At 69.5% G+C, this 20,413-nt stretch carries 19 protein-coding genes; 7 read left to right on the top strand and 12 right to left on the bottom strand.

Annotated features, from left to right (window positions below):
- Positions 1–27 precede the first annotated feature (27 nt).
- Together PUR53_RS06735 and PUR53_RS06730 are read right to left on the bottom strand one after the other, a co-directional pair.
- Positions 28–564, bottom strand: coding sequence for a flavin reductase family protein (locus tag PUR53_RS06735; RefSeq protein WP_329907716.1), 537 nt, complete (start codon positions 562–564; stop codon positions 28–30).
- A gap of 498 nt (positions 565–1,062) precedes the next feature.
- Complete coding sequence (locus PUR53_RS06730) at positions 1,063–1,734, bottom strand: ScbR family autoregulator-binding transcription factor (protein WP_329907715.1); 672 nt, start codon at positions 1,732–1,734, stop codon at positions 1,063–1,065.
- A gap of 98 nt (positions 1,735–1,832) precedes the next feature.
- Here PUR53_RS06730 and PUR53_RS06725 point away from each other — a divergent pair, with 98 nt between their 5' ends.
- Complete coding sequence (locus tag PUR53_RS06725) at positions 1,833–2,786, top strand: ScbA/BarX family gamma-butyrolactone biosynthesis protein (RefSeq protein WP_329907713.1); 954 nt, start codon at positions 1,833–1,835, stop codon at positions 2,784–2,786.
- 94 nt (positions 2,787–2,880) lie between these two features.
- Complete coding sequence (locus PUR53_RS06720; RefSeq protein WP_329907712.1) at positions 2,881–3,870, top strand: NAD-dependent epimerase/dehydratase family protein; 990 nt, start codon at positions 2,881–2,883, stop codon at positions 3,868–3,870.
- A 38-nt stretch (positions 3,871–3,908) separates the two neighbouring features.
- On the opposite strand, the gene PUR53_RS06715 is transcribed toward PUR53_RS06720, so the two are convergent.
- The 3 genes from PUR53_RS06715 to PUR53_RS06705 all read right to left on the bottom strand — a co-directional run bounded on the left by PUR53_RS06715 (position 3,909) and on the right by PUR53_RS06705 (position 8,128).
- On the bottom strand, positions 3,909–5,156 hold the full coding sequence (locus PUR53_RS06715; RefSeq protein ID WP_329907711.1) for a cytochrome P450 family protein: 1,248 nt from the start codon (positions 5,154–5,156) through the stop codon (positions 3,909–3,911).
- A gap of 175 nt (positions 5,157–5,331) precedes the next feature.
- The gene (locus tag PUR53_RS06710) at positions 5,332–6,705 is read right to left on the bottom strand and encodes an MFS transporter (RefSeq protein WP_329896484.1); all 1,374 of its coding nucleotides are present in this window, start codon (positions 6,703–6,705) and stop codon (positions 5,332–5,334) included.
- Positions 6,706–6,916: 211 nt separating this feature from the next.
- Positions 6,917–8,128 carry an acyl-CoA dehydrogenase family protein gene (locus PUR53_RS06705; protein WP_329896483.1) on the bottom strand — a complete coding sequence of 404 codons (1,212 nt, stop codon included), beginning with the start codon at positions 8,126–8,128 and terminating at the stop codon, positions 6,917–6,919.
- Between the two features lie 303 nt (positions 8,129–8,431).
- Between PUR53_RS06705 and PUR53_RS06700 the strand changes: the two genes are divergently transcribed.
- Complete coding sequence (locus tag PUR53_RS06700) at positions 8,432–8,980, top strand: CGNR zinc finger domain-containing protein (protein ID WP_329896482.1); 549 nt, start codon at positions 8,432–8,434, stop codon at positions 8,978–8,980.
- Positions 8,981–9,217: 237 nt separating this feature from the next.
- Here PUR53_RS06700 and PUR53_RS06695 read toward each other — a convergent pair whose 3' ends face one another.
- The 3 genes from PUR53_RS06695 to PUR53_RS06685 are packed head-to-tail and all read right to left on the bottom strand — an operon-like array spanning position 9,218 to position 12,680.
- Entirely contained in the window at positions 9,218–10,921 is a 1,704-nt protein-coding gene (locus tag PUR53_RS06695) for an AMP-binding protein (protein WP_329907709.1), read from the bottom strand.
- Positions 10,918–11,673, bottom strand: a complete 756-nt coding sequence (locus tag PUR53_RS06690; protein WP_329896480.1) for a class I SAM-dependent methyltransferase — start codon at positions 11,671–11,673, stop codon at positions 10,918–10,920. Before PUR53_RS06690 ends, PUR53_RS06695 begins: the two co-directional genes overlap by 4 nt.
- Before the next feature lie 56 nt (positions 11,674–11,729).
- Positions 11,730–12,680, bottom strand: a complete 951-nt coding sequence (locus PUR53_RS06685) for a helix-turn-helix domain-containing protein (protein WP_329896479.1) — start codon at positions 12,678–12,680, stop codon at positions 11,730–11,732.
- 418 nt (positions 12,681–13,098) lie between these two features.
- Between PUR53_RS06685 and PUR53_RS06680 the strand changes: the two genes are divergently transcribed.
- Positions 13,099–14,025: a pyridoxamine 5'-phosphate oxidase family protein gene (locus PUR53_RS06680; protein ID WP_329896478.1), complete on the top strand. Its 927-nt coding sequence runs from the start codon at positions 13,099–13,101 to the stop codon at positions 14,023–14,025.
- A 152-nt stretch (positions 14,026–14,177) separates the two neighbouring features.
- Entirely contained in the window at positions 14,178–15,641 is a 1,464-nt protein-coding gene (locus PUR53_RS06675) for a CHAP domain-containing protein (protein WP_329907708.1), read from the top strand.
- A gap of 122 nt (positions 15,642–15,763) precedes the next feature.
- Here PUR53_RS06675 and PUR53_RS06670 read toward each other — a convergent pair whose 3' ends face one another.
- On the bottom strand, positions 15,764–16,129 hold the full coding sequence (locus PUR53_RS06670; protein ID WP_329896476.1) for a hypothetical protein: 366 nt from the start codon (positions 16,127–16,129) through the stop codon (positions 15,764–15,766).
- A gap of 329 nt (positions 16,130–16,458) precedes the next feature.
- On the opposite strand from PUR53_RS06670, the gene PUR53_RS48090 reads away from it, so the two are divergent.
- Positions 16,459–16,575 (top strand): lipase family protein, encoded by a 117-nt coding sequence (locus PUR53_RS48090; RefSeq protein WP_443078088.1) that lies wholly within the window; start codon positions 16,459–16,461, stop codon positions 16,573–16,575.
- Complete coding sequence (locus PUR53_RS48085) at positions 16,572–16,778, top strand: hypothetical protein (RefSeq protein WP_443078087.1); 207 nt, start codon at positions 16,572–16,574, stop codon at positions 16,776–16,778. Before PUR53_RS48090 ends, PUR53_RS48085 begins: the two co-directional genes overlap by 4 nt.
- A 101-nt stretch (positions 16,779–16,879) precedes the next feature.
- Here PUR53_RS48085 and PUR53_RS06660 read toward each other — a convergent pair whose 3' ends face one another.
- The 3 genes from PUR53_RS06660 to PUR53_RS06650 all read right to left on the bottom strand — a co-directional run bounded on the left by PUR53_RS06660 (position 16,880) and on the right by PUR53_RS06650 (position 20,394).
- Positions 16,880–17,857, bottom strand: coding sequence for a trypsin-like serine peptidase (locus PUR53_RS06660; RefSeq protein WP_329907706.1), 978 nt, complete (start codon positions 17,855–17,857; stop codon positions 16,880–16,882).
- Between the two features lie 585 nt (positions 17,858–18,442).
- On the bottom strand, positions 18,443–18,874 hold the full coding sequence (locus PUR53_RS06655; protein WP_329896475.1) for a tetratricopeptide repeat protein: 432 nt from the start codon (positions 18,872–18,874) through the stop codon (positions 18,443–18,445).
- A gap of 395 nt (positions 18,875–19,269) precedes the next feature.
- Entirely contained in the window at positions 19,270–20,394 is a 1,125-nt protein-coding gene (locus PUR53_RS06650) for an FAD-dependent oxidoreductase (RefSeq protein ID WP_329896474.1), read from the bottom strand.
- Between the last annotated feature and the right edge of the window lie 19 nt (positions 20,395–20,413).

Here is a 20,413-nt window from a genome sequence, read left to right as displayed (position 1 = left end):
TCCTCGTTCGTCGCTCTTCCGGTCCGCTCATATCGCGCTCCGACTCATGCGGTGGAATTCACCGCCCAGGAACACCAGGGACGACCCCTTGTCGCGTACTCCGGCGCCGACGACCTCACCGACGATCAGCAGGTGGTCACCGACCGTCAGATGATCCCGGTAGCGGCACTCCATCCAGGCCGCGGAGTCCAGGAGCAGCGCTCCCGTCTGCGGGCCCAGCTCCGTGGGCAGGCTGCGAAGGGCCTTGACGCGGTCCTCGGCAGGTCGGGCGAAGATCCGGGCTAGGTCCTCGCCGCCGCCGTCCAGAATGGAAAAGGACCAGACCCGGGACTCCATCAGATCGTCGAGGAACGTGGAATCACGGCGGATACTCAGCGACACCAGCGGCGGGTCCAGCGAGAGGGACATCAACGAATTGACCGTCAGGGCATTGTGCCGTCGCGAGGATCCCGCGTCGGAGAAGGTGCTCACCACGCACACGCCGGTGGCGAAATTGCGCATGACGGAACGCAGGTCGTCTTCCACGGCAACCGCTGGACGATTAGCCGCTGACAGCTCACCCATGAATGGTCCTCTCCGGGGAATGTCTGATATGCGCACGCGCTTGAGCGTCCCGGGGCCAGAGGTAGAACTCCTCAGGAAATGGCGAAACCCGGTTCGATGCCGGAGACATTACCGAGCGACCGGTTGTCGGTTTTGCAGGGGAGCGCACGGACATTAGCCCGTCCACGCCTGCTGCGGCGGGTGCCGGCGGGACGGGCGGTGGCCACGCCGTTCAGTGGAATAGCCGCGCCGCTACACAACGGATGAGGGGAGCGAGCCCCACCGGCCGGCCGCCAGGCCACCCGCGGCTGTCGCACGCCGGCACCCCCCGGCACACGGCGGCACCCCCTCCACACGGCGGCCACGCGGCCGGGACCACTGCGCGTGGTGCGCGGAGGGGGTGAGGAGGAATCGTTGGCTGCGGCCGGTGGGGCGTGGCGGCCGAAGAGGAGCGAGAAACATACCGACTCACACGTTTTCGACCGGCCCGGATGGTTCAACCCGGCCGATGCGGGACTGTCACGAGGATGCGTCACCCTGCGCGGCGGCCAACGCCGCCGCCTCGGCCAGCACCCGTACGCCCCGGTCTGCGGCGAGGTCGAGCCGCGCCATGACGCCGGGGAGCGCGATGTTCGGCAACAACTGCTCCAGGAGCACCGACAGCCGCTGCGTCAGATCCTCGCGGTCGGTCAGCACATGGGAGAGCATCTGGATCCCGGAGAAGGCGCCGACCAGGAGTTCGGCGACGGCCCTCAGGTCGACCCACGGATAGAGCTCACCCTGTTCGCTCGCCTCCGTCAGCCCCGCCAGATTGTGGTCGGCCCAGGCCAGGAAGGGCCTTCTGCGGTCCAGTTGGTGCGTTCCTCGCTCCAACGACAGGCTGACGCTGCCCTGCAGCATCTGGTCGTGCATGAGGCGGTGCCCGAAGACGAACCCGGCGTCCACCAGCTCCTGGAGCTTCAGAGGGCGCGGCACGATGGGGTAGGTCCCGGCGCTCACCTGCACCTCCAGGATCGCCTCCGCGAGCTCCTCCTTGGAGGAGAAGTGGAAATAGAACGCGCCTTTGGTCAGCCCGGCCCGCGAGTAGACGTCGGAGATGGTCGCGCCGTCATATCCCCGTTCGGCGAAGACGGCTCCGGCCGCTTTGAGGATCAACTCCCGAGTCCTGATCGCACGTTCCTGCTGAGTCACTTGCGCCAACCCCTAAATCCCTTGAAACCATACCGCTGTGCACGTATCTTCCCCCAACGGGGGGGATGAATGGCCCTTCCATGCCGTGAGGAGGAGCCATGAACCGGACGCCCGTGACCGACGGCCCGAGAGCCGCCGACGCGCCGGAGAGAGCCGAGGAGCCCATCGGCTCCGAGCCGGCGGGAGGGGTACCCAAGGATCTGGTGCACCGGGCCCACACCGCCGATGTGTTGCTGACCGCCTGGGAGGACCTGGGAGACGGACGCTTCACCGTGCGGGCGAAGTGGCCGGACACCCACGACTTCTTCGCCCCCATGCACGGGAAACACGACCCCGTACTCATCGTGGAAACGCTGCGGCAGAGCGCGATACTACTGTGCCACGCCGCATTCGCCGTCCCCCTCGACCACCACTTCCACATGGAAGATCTCCACTACCGCTCCCACCCCGAGTTCCTCGACGCACCGGACGGCACCACCGAGTTACACCTGGACGTGACCTGCTCCGACATACGGCGCCGTGGCGGGCGCCTGGCCGCCACCGACGTGCGAATACGGGTCAGGGACGGCGATCGTACGGTCGTCACGGGGGGTGGCCACCTCGGCATCTCCACCCCCCGCGTCTACCAGCGGCTCCGCGGCGCGCACTTCCCTCCCGCGCTGGCCACCCTGGCGGTTCCCGTCTCGCACCGGCTCGTCGGGCGCGACCGTCCCGCACACGTGGTCCTGGCCACCACCCCCGTGTCCGGGCGCTGGCAACTGCGGGCCGACACCAGGAACACCACCCTGTTCGGCCGGGCCATCGACCACTACCCGGGCCTGGTCCTGGTCGAGGCCGCGCACCAGGCCGCCAGGGCCCTGCTCTCGCCGGCTCCTTTCTACCCGGCGTCGTTCACCATCGACTTCCACCGTTACGTGGAGTTCGCCCCGCCCTGCTGGGTGGAGGCCCACACCGTTCCCTCCCTGGTCCCTGGCGGCACTGCGGTGCGGGTCACCGGCCACCAGGACGGCACACCCGCCTTCACCGCCTCGCTCACCAGCGCGGCACGCTGACCCGGACCACGGCCCCTCCCGTGCCGTGTCCGCTCCGTCTCTCCTCTCTCACCACCGGCGCGAGCCCGACGGCCGACCGGGGAAGGTAGCCCGCATGCCTCAGCCGACCGTACTGATCACCGGAGGGGCGGGCTTCGTCGGCGGACACGTGGTACGCCGGCTCCTCGCCTCCGGCGGCACCGCGCGCGGCGGCACGGTGCGTCTCCTGCTCCACGACCGTGGGGTCACGGTCCCTGACGGTGCGCCGACGGAGACCGTCCACGGCGACCTGTGCGATCCGGACTCCCTCCGAGGCCTGTGCGACGGCGTGGACACGCTGGTCCACCTCGCCGCGCAGGTCGGCGGCGACATGGAACGGTGCCTCGCCGTCAACGTCGGGGGCACCGAGGCGTTGCTCGCCGAGGCGACCCGGGCAGGCGTCCGGCGAATCATCCAGTTGGGCACCGCCGCCGTCTACGGCGACGGCCCCCACCGGGGCGAGGCGGAGTCCGTGCTGCCGACCGCCCCGGTCTCCCCCACCAGCGTGACGCGGCTCGCCGCCGAGAAAAGCGTGCTGGCGGCGGGCGGTCTGGTACTCCGCCCTCATCTGGTCTACGGGGAGGGGGACACCTGGGTGATCCCCTCCCTGGTAGCCCTGCTGCGCCGCGTCCCCCACTGGGTGAACGCCGGGCGGGCGCGCACGTCCGTGATCGCCGTGGAGGATCTGGCCGCCGCCGTGGCCGCGCTGGTGCGCAGCCGGGCGCCCCTGCCGTCCGGTCGGGTCCTGCACGCGAACCAGCCCGAGCCGGTGCGGGTCCGGGACCTGATCACCACCGTGACACAGGCGCTGGACCTGCCCCTGCCCCGGGGCGAGATCTCGACGCACCGGGCGCTGGAACTGCTCGACGCCCTCGGCGATCCCGCCGGGGCGCGCCGGTTGTCGCTTCTCGCGGTCGACCACTGGTACGACGGTTCGGCGCTGTGGCGGCTGACCGGCACCGACCCGGGCCCGGGATTCGCGGCACGATTCGCGCACCACGCCCCCTGGTACCGGGCCGCCCTGGCGGCGGCCGCGTCTACCACGAAGACCCGGCCGGCGTCCTGAGCCGTCGGACCGGGGCGGCCGACGGCTCAGGACTACCGTCAGACGAAGGCCGCCTGACGGCTCAGGACGACCATCAGATTCTGGTGGCCGTTGGAGATGAACGACCGCTGCGGCTCGGCCTGCCGTTCGGGATGGGCGAGCGCCAGGTCCGGGAACCGCTCGAAGAGGGAGCTCAGCGCGATCGACGCCTCCAGCCTGGCCAGCGGTGCGCCCAGGCAGTGGTGGACGCCGTGGCCGAAGGAGATGTGCTCCCGCCGAGTGGGCCTGGTGATGTCGAAGCGGTCCGCGCTGTCACCGTGCCGTGACGGGTCCCGTCCCGCCGCGGCGTAGGAGATCATGATCGCGTCCCCCTTCGGGATCACCACGTCACCGAGGTCGATGTCCTCGACGGCGTAGCGCAGGATCGCGTGGGCGCCCGGCGGTTCGTGGCGCAGCGTCTCCTCGATCACGTCGTCCCAGTCGGCCTGCCCCAGCCGGACCAGCTCGAGTTGCTCCGGGTGACGCAGCAAGGCGTGGACAGCGTGGTCGAGGAGGTTGACGGTGGTCTCGTAACCAGCCGTGTACAGCAGGATGAGATTGTCCGCCAGTTCCTTCTCGGTGAGGCTGGCGCCGTCCTCGTCGCGCACGGCGATCAGATCGCAGGTGAGGTCGTCACCCGGGTTCTGGCGCTTGTGGACGAGGAACTCGGAGATCGTGGTGTAGAGGGCGTATCCGTTGGCCTGCGCCTCCTGCGCGGAGGCAGAGGTACGGAAGAAGCCCTTGATGATCCCGTGGAGTCCGGCGCGGTACTCCTCGGGGATTCCGAACAACTCGCACATCACGTCGTTCGGCAGTGGGTGCGCGAACTTTTCACGCAAGTCCAGCGGTCGGCCGGGCGGCTCGGCGGCCAGAGCGTCGAGGAGGTCGTCGGCGATGCGCTGGATGCGCGGTCTCAGGGCGGCGATCCGGCGCTGGGTGAAGGCCGCGGCCACCGGCTTGCGCTGCCGGGTGTGGTCGGCGCCGTAGGCGGTGACCACGTTCTGGACGGACACCCAGATGCCCAGGGGCCAGTCCCCGGGGATCTCACCGTTGATCCAGGCCGGCCAGTGCCGGTAGGCGTCCTTGGACACCCGCGGGTCCAGGAGGAGGCTCCGGATCAGTTCGCCGTCGGTGACCGACCAGACGACCACGCCGCCCGGGAGCTCCACCTGTGCCGCCGGCCCCCGAGCGCGTATCCGGGTGATCTCGCCATGGATGTCGCTCCCGTCGGCATCGATGACGAAGGGGCACTGCCCTCTGCGGTCCATGTGTCGTCTCCAGGTCCTGCCGGGTCGGTCCGACCGCCCGGGTGATCCAACTCTGCCGGAACGGATGACCGCCATCACCACGAATCCGGCTTTCCGTGGCGGAGGACCGGCGTCCCACCGCTCCCGGACGGGGGTGGGGCGGGACGCCGATCGGCTCACCAGGCGGGCGGGGTGTCTACGAGGTGGTCGCAGCCGTCTCCGCGCGGCGCCGCGACGAGGCACGGAGCGCCGCGACGAGCGTGAGCACCATGGTGGCGACGGAGATGGCGGTGACCACGTAGAGGCCGGAGTGGTAGTCGGACAGCGTCGCGGACGTCTCCTTCCCCTCGCCGTCGGCCGCCATGGTGGCGGTGACGATGGCGAGGACGATCGCCGCGCCGACCTGGTAACCCGTCTGCAGCACACCGGCCGCCAGGCCCTGTTCGGAGTCCTGCACGCCGTTGGTCGCCTGGACGTTGGCGGCGGGGAAGGAGAAGGGGAAGGCGATACCGATGAGCACGATGCTGGGCAGGATGACCCAGAGGTACGAGGAGGTCTCGTCGATGCGCAGGAAGAGCAGGTACGACGCGGTGTAGGCGACGAAGCCTGCGAAGATCATCCACTGGATGCCGAACCGGGCGATCAGCTTTCCGGCGCGGGGGGCGATCGTCATGATCAGCAGGCCGATGGGCAGGAAGGCCAGGGCCATCTCCATCGGCGACCATGCGCGCAGCGACTGCAGGTACAGACCGCCGATGAACTGGAAGCTCATGTAGGTCCCGAGGATGGCCGCAGCGACCAGGCTCGCGCCGACCAGGGCGCGGTTGCGCAGCAGGCCCAGGCGGAGCAGAGGCTGGGCGGCACGGCGCTCGACGACGACGAAGAGGCAGAGCAGGACGATCGCGGCGGCGAAGGTGCCCAGGGTGCGGGGGGAGGTCCAGCCGGCGTTGGGCGCCTCGACGATGCTGTACACGAACAGCAGCATCGCGGCGGTGACGCTGACGGCGCCGGTGACGTCGAACTTGCTGCCGCTGAGGTTCGTGCGCGGGTCACGCGGCACCAGCACCAGCGCGCCGACGAAGGCGAGGATCGCCACGGCGACCGGAAGCAGGAAGGTCCAGCGCCAACTGATCTCGGTGAGGGCACCGCCGACGATGACACCGGTGGAGTAACCGACTGCGCCGCACGCGGTGTAGATGCCGACCGCACGGTTGCGCTGAGGGCCCTCGGCGAAGTTGGTGATGATGATGGACAGGCTGGCCGGTGCGGTGAACGCGGCACCGATACCCATGACGAACCGGGCGATGATCACCACGAGTCCCTCATTGGTCAGACCGCCGACCAGGGATCCCACGGCGAAGATGGCCACACCCATCAGGAACATGCGGCGTCGGCCCAGCAGGTCCGCCATACGTCCGCCGAGCAGCAGGAATCCGCCGAAGCCCAGGACGTAGGAACTGACCACCCACTGCACGGACTCGGTGCTCATTCCCAGGTCCGACTGGATCGGCGGAACCGCGATGCCGACCATGATGTTGTCGAGGGCGTCCAGGAAGAATGCCGCACACACGCTGACGAGCAGACCCCACTCGCGAACGCCCCACTTCCCTCCGTCCGTTCGTCCTCCGCCGGTGGGTGTTGCGTCGACTTCTACTTCACTGGAAGTTGCCATGAGATGTCCTCATCTAGTCAATGGCCGGTCATTTTGCATCCGATGCCGGCGGTGCGGTCGATGAGCGGAGCGCGCCCCGGGTCATCGACCGCCGTTCACCGTGCCCGGGTTATCCCTTGAGCCCGAGGGGGAAGGGAGCCTGCGGCGTTCCGCCGAGGAGATGGGCCCCCGCCGACTGCACGATCTGCTCCTGGGCGAGGATGTGCTGGCACATCGTGTGGAGGTCGCGGAGCCAGCGGTCGAGCGGGGAGGTCTGGTAGATCGAGGCCGTTCCGACGAGGTCGGAGAGCCGGGAGACGATGGAGCGGGCCGTCCGGAAGGCGTTGACGCGGGCGAGCGCGGACGAGACCTGCTGGTCAGGGGTCGGCTGGACACCCGACTCCAGTCGCTCCCACAGCTCCTCGAGCGTGCCGTAGACCGCGTAGCGGGCCGCGGACAGCTCCATCTCGGCCTGCCCGATGGTGGTCTGCACCCGGTAACTCTCCGACCACGGTGTGCCGGTGGCCCGCTCCACGCGGTCGACGGCCAGCTCGCGCACATGGTCGAGCGCGGCGCGGGCGACGCCGAGCGGCACACCTGGCACATTGCCCAGGAACGCGTCCGGGGCGGACAGCGGTCCGGAACCGCGCGGGGTGGTGAAGTCGAACGACCGCTCTTCGGGCACGAACAGGTCGGTGGCCTGGTAGTCCATGCTGCCGCTGCCGGCCAGGCCGGTGGTGTGCCAGGTGTCGACGGTCTCGAACTCCTCGCGACGGGCCATCACCAGCCGCCAGTTCACGGGGGCGCCGCCCACGCCCGGCTCGGGCTTGCCGTCGGAGTGCACCACACAGCCGCCGACGACCCAGTCCGCGTGTGTGACACCGCTGCCGAAGGGCCAGCGGCCGTTGACCCGGTAGCCGCCCGGAACCCGGTCGGCGCGGCCGACCGGGAAGATCAGGCCGGCGGTGATCGCGTCCGGGTTGGCGAGCATCTCCTTGACGACCGCCTCGTCCAGGTAGCCCGCGTAGATCCAGGTGTCCATGCCGATCATCGCGCACCAACCGGCGGCCGAGTCGCCGTAGGAGAGCGCCTCGATGACCTCGGTCTGCTCCGCGAAGGTCAGTTCGGGACCGCCCCATTCCTTCGGCATTCCGATGCGGAAGACGCCGGTGCCGCGCACCAGTTGGACCACGTCCTCCGGCAGGCGCCGGTTGCGCGCTATCTCCTCGGAACGCTCGCGCAGCAGCGGGGCCACGGCCCGTGCCCTCGCCAGGATCTCCGCCGCGGAGGCAGGGGCGTGCTCGCCACCCGTCATGGGATCGAGAGTCTCCGTCACAGTCATTGAAACCCCTCCTGTACCTGCGTGCTCGTCATCTCTACGGGCGCGACGACCGGCCGCCGTCCGCACGGGCCGCCGGTCAGGCGGTACCCGGGCAGCGCCGCGACGGACGATCCGGACGGTCTCGCGTCGTCCTCACGCTAGGGACGGTGGCCTCTCGTCTCTCGTGTGAACGCGCACGCAATGTGGTACGTCCGCACACGATCGAGCTAACCAACGAAAGCGACTTTAAGGGTTAGTCGCGACTGCTGCAACCAGTCACGTAGGCTTTAGGGGTTAGAACTGGATCGGATGGAGGATGTTGCGATGACCGAGGTCGACCCTCGTCCGTTCGTCGGCGAACCCCTCGCCCTCGATCTGCTGAACACCAGATGGCAGGAGGACGGACGGCAGAAGGATCTGCTGGACACGCCAGGCGGCCTGCGAGTGTGGCTGGGCGGCCACGGACTGGCCGAACACTTCCCCGCGGACGCCGCGTCACTGGAGGCGGTCCGCGCCACCCGAAGCGCGCTGGCCGCGGCCGTCACCGAACCGGACTCGCCCGAGGCGGCCCGGCAGGTCGACGAGATCCTGGACCACGGCCGTATCCGGCCGACCCTGACTGCCGAAGGGCCCGGTGAGCACGCCGAGTTCGCGGATCCGGTCTGGGGTGCGGCGTGGACGGTCGCCCACGACTATCTGCGCCTGTTGGCCACGGTCCCGGATCGGATCAGGCTCTGCGACCAGCCGGACTGCATCCGGTACTTCCTCGACACATCCCGCAACGGCACCCGGCGTTGGTGCTCCATGGCCCTGTGCGGGAATCGTGCCAAGGTGGCCCGCCACTACGCCCGGAACCGCGAGTCTCGTGCGTGACCGGGGCGACACCGCTGCCGGACCACGCCCCGACCGACACCACGCTCGGAGTCCACGACCACATCGCCGACCCGAAGTCGGCGGCGCGGACCACCAGTTGCTTCGCCCCCGAGGGCGCGCACGCCATCCCCCCCGGGGCGAGGTGGGGACGCGGAGGGCACGGCCCGCGTTCCTGCGGACCGGCGGTGCCGGGCGGGTATCCGTCCGGCACCGCCGCCGATGTTCCGGTCCGCGACGTCAGGCGCGCGTGGCCGACATGTCGGTGTGCTCGGCCTCCCGTGACTCCTCGAACCGCTGCCGCAGTTGCGCCCTGCGGAGCTTGCCGATGCCGGTCTTGGGCACGTCTTCCTTGGTCACCGGCACGACGTGCGCGAGACCGACCCCAAAGGCCTCCGCCACCCGGCCCCGCACCAGCCCCTCGGCCTCGGCGGAGTCCACACCCTCGCGCGGATGGAAGAAGACCGCGAGCTCCTCCCCCTTCCCGCCCGCCGCGCTCACCGCGCACGCCACGGTGTACGAAGGCGCGACGCAGTCGAGTTCTTCCACCACAGCCTCGATCTCGTGACCGTGATAGGTGACGCCGTCGAGCTGGATGACGTCGTCGGCCCGCCCGGTCACCGTCAGGATCCCGTTCTGGACGTAGGCGAGATCGCCGGACTTGAACCAGCCGTCGGAGGTGAACGACTGCCGGTTCTGCTCGTCGTTGCGGTAGTAGCCGGAGGTCACGGTGGCGCCGGCGACCTGGAGCCGACCCGTGACACCGGGCGGCACCAGTTCGTTGCGCTCGTCCACCACCCGCAGCGAGGTGCCGGGCTGCGGCCGCCCCACGGGAACATAACGCTCGTCCCCGGCGTCGACAGCGGAGAACTCGCAGTCGGCCACCCCGGCGGAGGTCTCCGACATTCCCCAGCCCGGGTACATGGCGTCCGGCCGCAGTCCGAAGGGCGCGAGCACCTCCATGAAGCGGCGGACCACGCCGCTGCGGACAGCCTCACCGCCATTCATGATGTAGCGCACGCAGGACAGGTCCCAGGACTGCTCCTCGACCCTGTTCGCCTGGTCGTTGATGAGCCCGAAGGCGAAGTTCGGCGCCCAGGTGGTGTCCGAGCGGTGTCTGTCCATGGCGGTGAGCCAGCGCAGCGGGTCGTCGAGGACCCACTCGAAGCGGGCGTGCACCTGGTGGCAGCCGAGGTAGACGTCGCGGGCGTGGAACATGACCAGGCCGCCCACATGGTCCAGGGGCATCCAGTTGAAGGTGCGTGTCCGGTCGTTCAGCCGGTTCACCCGGGCAGTAGCCGCGGTGCGGCTGAGCACGTTGCGGTGGGTGAGCACCACGACCTTCGGCACGCCGGTGCTCCCCGAGGTCAACAGCCGCACGGCCGGATCATCGGCGTCGGCCCGGTGCCGGTTCCGATCGGGAGCGTGCGTGAGCAGGTCGCGGGTGGTCCCGAGCCACGCACCCTCCCAGCGCGGATCGGCCGTGACCTCCGGAGCCAGCCGCTGGTCGACTCCGGTGACGACCCGGGGCGCGCCGTAGCCGTCCCACACACGCCGCAGCAGTTCGGGGGCCGCCGCGCGTTGGTCGGCGGTGGCACCGGCGTTGACGGGCATCGGGACGAATCCACCCAGGACGCAGGCCCAGAAGGCGGTCAGCAGCTCGGGGTCGTCGGCCACCTGGAGGACGACGGTCTCCCCTGCGCGGACGCCCGCCGCGCGGAGGCCGGCGAGCATGCGCGCGGCGTCGTCCAGCAGCCGCCGGTACGTCGTTCCCTCCTCCCTGCCGTCCACGCCGATGAACCGGATGCTCTGCTCGGTGTCATCGTCGCGCTCCGCCGCCCGCACGAGCGCCTCGCCGAGGTCGGCCACCTCGGCGGGAACGGCGGGCCCGCCGTCGAGGAACGACGTGCCGCTCGCGGTCATCGCGATGTCGGAGGTCGTCATTTGGACTCGTCCCCCTTCGCGGTCGCCACGATCACCAAGGGGCCGCGCCCGTGGAACGGCACCGGTTCCTTGCGGAAGCCGCCGTACTCCGCGATGATCCGGAGCCCGGCGTCGGCCAGCAGCTCCCGCACCTCCGGACCGGTGAGGACCGCCTGGTCGAAGAAGTTGTCGTACATGGACACCTGGCCGTCGCGCTCGCGGACGAGCAGGGTCTCCTCGTTGCGCCAGTTCGCCGCGTGCGGGTTGATCGACTGACGGGCGAGCCGGGTGATCAGCACTCCGTCGTCACTGCGGTGGTGGGCCACCGTGTGCTGCTGAAAACCTTCCACGAAGTTCAGCAAATGGCCGAACTCCAGCACCACATGGCCGCCGGGCAGGAGTAGATCCCGCACCTTCCGCAGCACGTCGCGCAGCTCTGCGCGCGGCAGATAGTTGAGCGTCATGAAGATGCTGTAGATGAGATCGAAGCGGTCGTCGGTGGTGAAGGTCTCGGCCCGCTCGTGCACATACTCGACGCCCTCACCACCGACACCGCGTGCGTACGCGGTGAAACGGGCACTCTGGTCTGCTCCAAGGCACGTGAACCCCCGCGCGCCGAGCTCCCGGAGGTTGGTCCCCGTCCCGCAGCCCAGATCGAGGACGCGTCCGCCCGCCGGCGCGAGGGAGGACAGGAATTCCGTTTCCGCAGCAAGGTTGCGAAAATCGCCCCGCATGATCTCGTAGTACTCTCCGGGAAATTCGAAGCTGGTCAATGCATTGCCTTCCCGTAAGGGTTTGAATTAACTGAATGGAAACAGTGCATCGCACATCAGTCGGCGAGGGCCATCCCCCGGCTCTTGCGGAATTCCCGAGGCGTGATGCCGTACCGGTCCCTGAAGAGTCGGCTGAAGTGCGAGGCCCCGTAGAAACCCGAACGTTCACCGATCGCCGCGATGGAAAGATGGTCGAATCGTGGATCGGCCATCTCGGACCGGCAGCGTGCGAGCCTTTCGTCCCGGATCCAGCGGGCCGGGCTGGTGTTGTGCTCGTGGAAGATCTTCTGCAGGTAGCGCAGCGAGACGTTGTGCCGCTGGGCGACGACCGACGGGCAGAGGTCGGGATCGGCGAGCCGCTCCCTGATGAAGGCCTGGATGCTGAGCATCAGCGTCGGTCGGCCGGTCCCGGACTCCTCGACCATCGAGCGCAGTCGCTCCGAGAAGAGTGCCGCCGCGAGCCCGGCCACACTGCCGCCGAGCAGGTCGATGCCGGTGTCGACGTACTCTCCGTGCTGTTCGAGACCGATGAGCAGATCGGACAGCAGAGCCCCGAGGCCGTGCGACCCGTCCCACACCCTGGCGGTGAGCATCTCGGTGCCCTTCGCCGTCAGACCCAACAGGCGGCGCGGCATCATCAGCGTCACCACACGGAAGTTCTCCGTCATGATGACCTTGTACGGACGCGAACTGTCATAGCAGACGAGTTGCGCCCCGCGGGCCGTCGCGTGCTTCCCGTCCTGGAACACAGCTATCTCACCGACCAGGGGGCGGCATATGCTCAGATACCCTTCCTTGTGCGTGTCCAGCAGTCGGCCGGGTCTGATCATTTCGCGTGGACCCCCCTCGACAAGAAGGATCCGCACTTCGCCGAAGCGATTGCTGACCAGGGTTCCGCGTGGTTCTTCGTCATGGTCTCGGACGATCTGCACACAGTCATGGGACCGTGCGGTCACGTTGAATCGGATAACGGTCTTGGTTTCCGTACGAACGCCGACGCCTGCCATCGACCAATCCCCCGTCTAATAAGAATTCAGGGGCTTTCCTCACCACCCGACCGCGCCGCTACGACGCCGCAGCCACGAGGGATGTGGAGGTACCCCGTGCATCCGTTAGGCGAGCCCATTGGAACATACCCGGATGCTGGTTTTCTACAGCCCTTTCGAACACACGGTGTCGCTCACGACACACACCGTGGCGCCCATGTCCCGCGCTGGCTGCGCCGACGTGCCCGGGGCCGCCTCCCCGACCGGCCCGGTCGGGCCCCGGACAGAACGCAACTCAGCCATGGCTCGTGCGTGATTCGTCAATCGGGGTGGCCCCGGGCTCCCTAACGTCGGGCCGTGGTGGGCCGGTGGTGCGGTGGCCGACCCATGACGAGAGAACCGAGGCCGCACGCGACCGTGGCACTTCACAAGGAGAGCGATGACGAGGACGCCGTACCACGAGGGTGAGCAGGCCGTACAGCGGCGGGCGGGCGAAGGGCACCCGGGCTGGGGCACCCCCATGTTCGGCGATGTGATCGAGCCGCCGTTCGCCCGCTTCCTGGAGAGGCAGCAGATGCTCTTCCTGGGAGGTACCGACGCCGAGGGCGCCGTCTGGGCGTCCGTCGTCACCGGAGACGCCGGCTTCGTCGCCCCGGTCGACCGGCACCGCCTGGTGGTCGACGCCGTACCGGCTCCCGGTGACCCGCTGGACGACGTCTACACGACGGAGCAGGACATCGGCATCGTGGCGGTGGACCCGCACACCGCCCGCCGGATCAGGCTGAACGGAACAGCACGGCGGCACGGGGACGCGCTGCACTTCCGGGCCGGGCAGGTCCTGGGCAACTGTCCCAAGTACATCCAGCGCCGCGTCCTCGTGGACTCCCCCGGCGGCCGGGCCGCCGGTCCGGCCCCCGCCGAGACCCGCGACAGTCTCACCCCTGAGCAACAGCACCGGACAGCGCGGGCGGACACCTTCTTCATAGCCAGCCACTCCCCCGACCACGGCGCGGACGTCTCACACCGCGGCGGCACACCGGGCTTCGTGACGGCCGGCCCGCGTCGGCTCTCCTGGCCGGACTACGTCGGCAACTCCTTCTACATGACCCTGGGAAACATTCACCTCAACCCCGCCTGCGGCCTGCTCTTCCTGGACTGGGAACAGGGCCACACCCTCCAGCTCACCGGCACAGCCCGCGTCGACTGGGACCCGGGGCGCACCGCGGCACTGCCGGGCGCGCTGAGGTTCGTCGACTTCGACATCGAGCGGGTGGTCGAGATCCCTCACGCGACCCCGCTCCGCTGGGCCCTCGCCGCCCCCTCCCCCTTCAACCCTCCGCTCACTCGGACCCGCCCTTCCCATTGATCGCGTTCTCTTTCCCTCCCCACCACCCGCCGCGCTCTCGGCGGTGGTCGAGCTGGGTTCGGGCGCCCGCTCAGGCTTCTTGAAGGTGAGGTTGCAGGGCTGCTGCGGAGCCGCTGCAGGCATGCTGAAGGGCCGCGCCGGAGGCTGTGGCCATGACCACAACAACGGGCCCGAAGCCCGCTCCCGTACTCGCAACCACACCCGCACCCACACCCACCGCCCTGATCGCCCGCACAGCCCGACTGGTCGTCAACCTGGCGATCGCACTCGCCGTGATGACCGCAGCCCTCGTCATGGGTACCGGCACCAGTCACGCCGCCACCCGGGCCCAGATCGCCGCCATTGCCGAAGCGGAGGTCGGCAATGCGGAGAGCAACGGCTCGTGCCTGAAGTACGGGCCCTGCACCACCACACCCTGGTGTGCCTACTTCGCCTCCTGGGTGTGGAGATCCGCGGGCGTGTCCCCCGTGCCCACCACGGCTGTGGCCCGCGGAGTCGGGCTCTGGGGCCAGCAGCAAGGCCTCTTCAGCAGCCGGCCCGCGGGCGGAGTCGGCAACCCCGAGCCCGGTGACATCGCCGTCTACGGCGCACCCGCCAACGCCAGTGGCGGGCACGTCTCCATCGTCACGGCCGTCCACGCCGACGGCACGATCACCACCGTCGACGGCAACTACGGCGACAAGGTCGCCCGTCGCGTCATCGACCCGCGCACCGCGCGTTCGGGCGCCGACAGTCTGCTGATCTCCGGGTATGTGAAGCCCAAGGGAGCGGAGGCGCCGGGCGGTGATCTCCATGTGACGACGACGGTCGGCGGCCGGCCGTTCCACAACATGCGGTACGCGAACGGCTCCTGGAGCGGGGCGAACGTCTCCGACCCCAGTGGCGGCATCACCGACACGGCGGAGGCCGGCGCGTCCAACGGTGACATGCATGTGCTGACGGTGGCCGGCGGACAGCTGTTGCACACCCTCCGGTACGCCAACGGCTCCTGGAGCGGGGCCCAGGTGGCCGACGGCAACGGCGCCATCAGCAAGGTCGCCGCAGCCACCACCCCGGGCGGCGACCTCCACGTACTCACCCTCGTCCAGGGCAAGGTCTTCCACAACATCCGCTACGCGAACGGCTCCTGGAACGGCGCCCAGCTGGCCGACGGCAACGGCGCCATCAGCGAGATCGCGGCCGCCACCACCCCGGGCGGCGACCTCCACGTACTCACCCTCGTCCAGGGCAAGGTCTTCCACAACCTCCGGTACGCGAACGGCTCCTGGAGCGGAGCCGGGTTGGCCGACGGCAACGGCGCCGTCACCGACATCGCCGCCGCCGGGGTGTTCAACGGTGACGTACATGTCCTGACGCTGGTCGGCGGCCAGGTGTTCCACAACGCCCGGTACGCGAACGGTTCGTGGATCGGAGCGCAGCTGGCCGATGGCAGGGGCCTGGTCAGCAGGGTCGCGGCCGCCACCGCCCCGAACGGGGACCTGCACGTGCTGACGCTGGTCAGTGGCAAGGTGTTCCACGACATGCGGTACGTGAGCGGTGCGTGGAACGGGCCGCAGGTGGCCGACGGCAACGGCGCCGTCGACACGATCGCGGCCGCTGTCACCCCGCAGCGCTGACCTCCGCCGGGCGGTTCCAGCCCGCTGATCACTGACTCCCGCGGTGGCGGGCCGGTCCCTGACCGGCCCGCCACCGGGGCATGCGCGCGAGAGGGTACGGAAACTCTCGGCGCGAGCGGGGCCTATGCGTCGAGGTACCGGTGTCTGATGTCGGCAGGTGTGATGAGGAGTCGACCGTCGCGGACCTGCCATTCGGCCGTCCCCTCGACTTCGTGGCCGACCAGGAACAGGCCCTGGACGAGATCTCCGTCGGCGTCGGATGCGGGTATCCGGGCGATCGCCCTGATCTGGTCGGTGAACCAGTCCAGCGCCGAGTCCCGGATGTCGGCGCCGTAGAAGAGGTAGTGGGTCCAGTTCACATGCCGGCGCGGTGCACCCCATCCGTGGGTGTAGTGGTTGTCGTCGTGTCTGGCGATGATCTCCTGGACGGCGGCGAGTTGTGTCTCGTCGCACTCCAACCACCCTCTGACCGACACGTAGGCACCCATGAGCCTGTCCCCTCTCTCATCTCTCTCGTCTCTCTCGTCCTCAGGTCTTACTCCATCCGAGCGAACCGTGCCGTCGTCGGTGCACGGGGGTGGAAGGGCTGTCGTGCCGGTGGCGCATGGCTCCGGTGCGTCGAGGTTCCGCCCAGGGGCTGCCCGCCGTCGACGGCCCACCAGTCGTCGCCTGTTCGGGCAGGACGAAGCGACCGTCGAGGCGCAGGCCCGGGGGTGGGGATGCGACACCGTCCGCCACCACGAGACCCGGTTCACGCCGCCGTTCCCGTTGCAGGACACGCAGGCCTACACCATGGCCGGCGACGACATGATCGTCATTGAAGAGGACCCACGCCGAGCTACGCACCAACGGGCAGACCGTGTGGTTCACCGGCCACAGCCTGGGCGGTGCGCTCGCCATGCTCGCCGGTGCCCGTATGTGTACCGGTTCGTGAACAACAACGACATCGTCCCCGAGATGCCGCCCGCCCCCGCCTACGCGCACGTCGAGGCGCTGCGCTACATCGACTCCCGCGGCAAGGTCCGCGACACGATGCCGCTGATCGGCGGTCTCACCGACCGGGCCGCCGGTCTCCTGGCCGACCCGCTGGCGCCCGCGAGCGACGGGTCCGCGACCACTTCATGCAGAGCTACCTGACCGCGCTGGAGAAGAACCTCACCTGAGCCCCTGGGCGCTGCCTTACGGGGGGCTTGCGCGGTCGTGAGGACCGCGCAAGCCATCCGCGCAGGGACCGGCGGTCAGGACGACTGCGCGGTCTGGTAGAGGTTCTGCGCGTCGGCGCCGAAGTACGGCCCGTACATCCGGTTGGGCAGGAAGTTGTACTTGAAGCTGTTCACCGACGACAACAGGCCGGTGCCCGTGGACTCGTTGAACTGGGTGAACCAGGGGCCTCCGCTGGAGCCGCCGGTCATGTTGCAGTTCATGCCGTGGTCGTTGGAGAGCAGGAAGTCACGGTTGGTCGTTCCGCTGCAGTAGATGAACTTCTCCCCGTCGTACGGGGCGGCGGCGGGGAAGCCGAAGGCGTACATCGCCTTGTTGTAGCCGGTGTTGAAGGCCAGCCCCTGCCCGCCGACGACGTCCGTCAGCAGCTTCCCGTCCAGCGGGGCGACGACGGCCGCGCCGATGTCGTAGTTGATGTCCTCGCTCGCGGTCCACTGCGGAGTGGACAGTGTCTTCGTGGCACTCCACCTGCCGTACGGCGCCTGTCCGTCGTGGTATCCGGGCACGAAGACCCAGTTGGTGTGCCAGGAGCCCTCCAGCTTCACGCAGTGCCCGGCGGTGATGACGGTGCTCTTGTTGGAGCTGGTGACGGCGTTGCCGGAACACGAGGCCGTACGCCCCTGGTAGGTGAAGAAGACGCGTCCGGCCGTGGACACCACGGCCCCGCCGCCGCTCCAGGCTCCACCGCTGTGGGGGAAGGCCAGCACTCCCACGTCGTTCAGGGCGCCCGGAAGGGTCGGGGCGACCGTCTTCTCCTTGCCCTTGCCGACGGAGGGAGCCTTCACCCGGGATCGGTCCACGGTCGGCAGATCGAGCGGGGTGGCCTGACGCATCCGCTCGGCGGTCCAGAACGAGGCGGGGTCGGCCGCGGCCGTGGCAGCCCCGGCGGGCGACGCGAACACACCGGTGCCGAGCAACGCGGCGGCACCCAGCAGGGCGGCGAAGACGGGGCGGGACTTGCGCGGGGAGCGGGACGAGCGGCGTATGTCTCTCACGCGTACTCCTTGTGCGGTGGGGGACGAGGACGATCTCGCGCAACGCAGCGTGCCACCCCACCCGCGACTTGGACAGGTACACGTCACAATGGGCGCAAAATCTACCCCTTGAAGCCCGGGCCCGACCGCCCGCCCGTGGACCGCCCGTCGATCACCCCTACGTCGCGACGATCGGGGAAGTCGGGGCGATGGGGGCGATGGGGCACGTCCGTTGGAACTCACGTGGCGCCTTCCCGGGGATCTTAGCCCGCGGTCGGGAGATCGCCCGCAGGCGTCGCGGTCACCCGCCGATCACACAGGGAGGAGATATTGCTCCCTATATGCGAACAAGGAACTGCTCAGTGTCCCGTCGACGCCCCGCCCAACGCGCCGCCACCTGCTGGTGCGCGGTGTGACCGATGCGGCTGTCCTTACCGCCACGCCCGCGTCACGCCCCCCTGATCTCCCACGAAAAAAAGGGGGGGAGGGGCCGCTTCGACCTCCCCAGGTGTCACGGCCCCTCCCCGGCGGAATCCGCCTACCCGGAGACTCGCCCTTCATGCTCACGGAAACGGTCCACGCCCCTCGGTCGTCGCCCCCTGCCGCTCACTCGCTGTCGGGGAACTCGCCCGCGAACGCGCCGGCCATCCGCAGCCAGGGCTCCGCCTCGCCCGGACGCCCCTGACGCTGCAGGGTGCGCCCGAGCATCAGATGCGCGTAGTGCTCCACCGGATCACGCTGGACGATCACCCGCAACTGGTCCTCCGCGCGGCGCAGTTGCGCGGAGTGGTAGTAGGCGCGGGCCAGCAGCAGCCGGGGGCCCGTCTGCTCCGGGACCTCCTCGACCACGTCGACGAGGAGCTTCGCGGCACCGATGTAGTCCCGCGCGCCGAACAGCAGTTGGGCCCGCTCCCAGCGCTCGGCGGTGGTCTCCTCGTGCGGCACTCCGACGCCGTTGTCGAACAGGTGCAGCGCGCTGGCCCAACGGTCGGGCGCGACCCCGTCGGTGGCCGGGTACGCGTTGAAGTCGCCGGTCATGGTTCCCTACCTCCTTCTCCCGGACGCGTCTTCACACGGTCCGGAGTACGGCGTGCCGATGCTCGAACGGCACGCCGGACGCCGCCTGCCCACCGGCACATGCCGGGAGCCCTCGTGCAGCACACTGCCGCGCCCGGTTATTCCACATGGACGAGCACCCGGTAAGTCGGCTGGGACAGACAACACACCCTCCAGCCGGCGCAGCACGTCAGGCGTCACCGGGTGGGTGATGTCGGCGAATTCGTCGTGCCGCTCGTAGGAGGACCGGGGCGGCTCGTGGCGGTGGCGGACTGAGGGCCGCGTTCGGTGCGTCCGGCGGTGAGTCGGATGAGCAGGCATCGCGAGTGAGCCGGTATCTCCGGTGAGCCGGCGGTACGTGATGGCGCATCCGGCGCTCAGGACGCCTGAACCTCGTCGAAGAGGGCGAGGGCCTGGGCGGGGTCCGGGCTCACCAGGCGTTCCAGACCTGCCGTCGTGATCTTCGCCCACCTGGTGGCCCGCGTCCACATCCGTTCCTCGAAGGCGCGGACGGCCTCGTCCAGATCTCCGGGGCCGGCAGCGGCGGCGATGGCCTCGGCGAGTTCCGCGCCCTCCAGCATCGCGAGGTTGGCGCCCGCCCCCAGTGGGGGCATGAGATGCGCGGCGTCGCCCAGGAGCGTCACCCCGGGGACATGGGTCCAGGTGTGGGAGACGGGCAGGGTGTACAGGGGGCGGTGGACGAAGGCGGTGCCGTGCCGGAGGAGGTCGAGAACGGGATCGGCCCAGCCGTCGAACAGAGCCAGCAGGTCCGACCGTACGGCCTCGACGTCGGCCGGGTCCGGGTGCGCGTGCCGGTCCAGCGGCGCGCGGAACTGGGCGTACACCTTGACGTGGCCGCCGCTGTTGCGCTGGGCGACGAGGGCTCGGTTCGCACCGTGGACGGCCAGGGAACCGTCGCCGATCAACCGGGCGAGGTGGGGGTGGCGGGTGTCGACGTCGTCCAGGGAGGTCTCGACCGTGGTGACGCCCGTGTGGTGCGGGGTCACTGACGAGAGTGCCGGGCGGACCCGGGACCAGGCACCGTCCGCGCCGACCACGAGGTCGAACGTCTCCTGCCGCCCGTCTTCGAACGAGACCACGGCGCCGTCACCCGTCCCCGCGGCCACCTGCGTCACACCCCGCCCCCACCGGACGTCGAGAGGGCCGAGCAGCAGGTCACGCAGTTGCCCGCGGTCGATCTCGGGGTTGGCGCGGTCGTCCGGGCGGGGCCGCCAGTCACGCAGCACGGTCCCTGCCGGGTCCAGGATGCGCATGGCCTGCCCTTCGGGGCGGGACAGCGCCTCGAACTCCGCCAGCAACCCGGCCTTGTCCAGAGCGAGTTGGCCCAGCCCTTCGTGCAGGTCCAGCGTGCCGCCCGGCGGCCGGGCGTCGGGGCCGGGGTCGCGTTCGAAGAGGGCGACGGGATGATCATGGCGATGGAGGACGCGGGCGAGGGTCAGGCCGGCGGGACCGCTTCCGACCACTGCGATGCGATGTCTCATGTCGATACACTGTATTGAC

Origin of the sequence: Streptomyces sp. SP18BB07 (assembly GCF_036322545.1) — a bacterium.
GTDB classification, from domain to species: domain Bacteria; phylum Actinomycetota; class Actinomycetes; order Streptomycetales; family Streptomycetaceae; genus Streptomyces; species Streptomyces deccanensis.
Note: the sequence above shows the minus strand (reverse complement) of the source record. Positions and strands in the feature narration are given on the sequence as shown.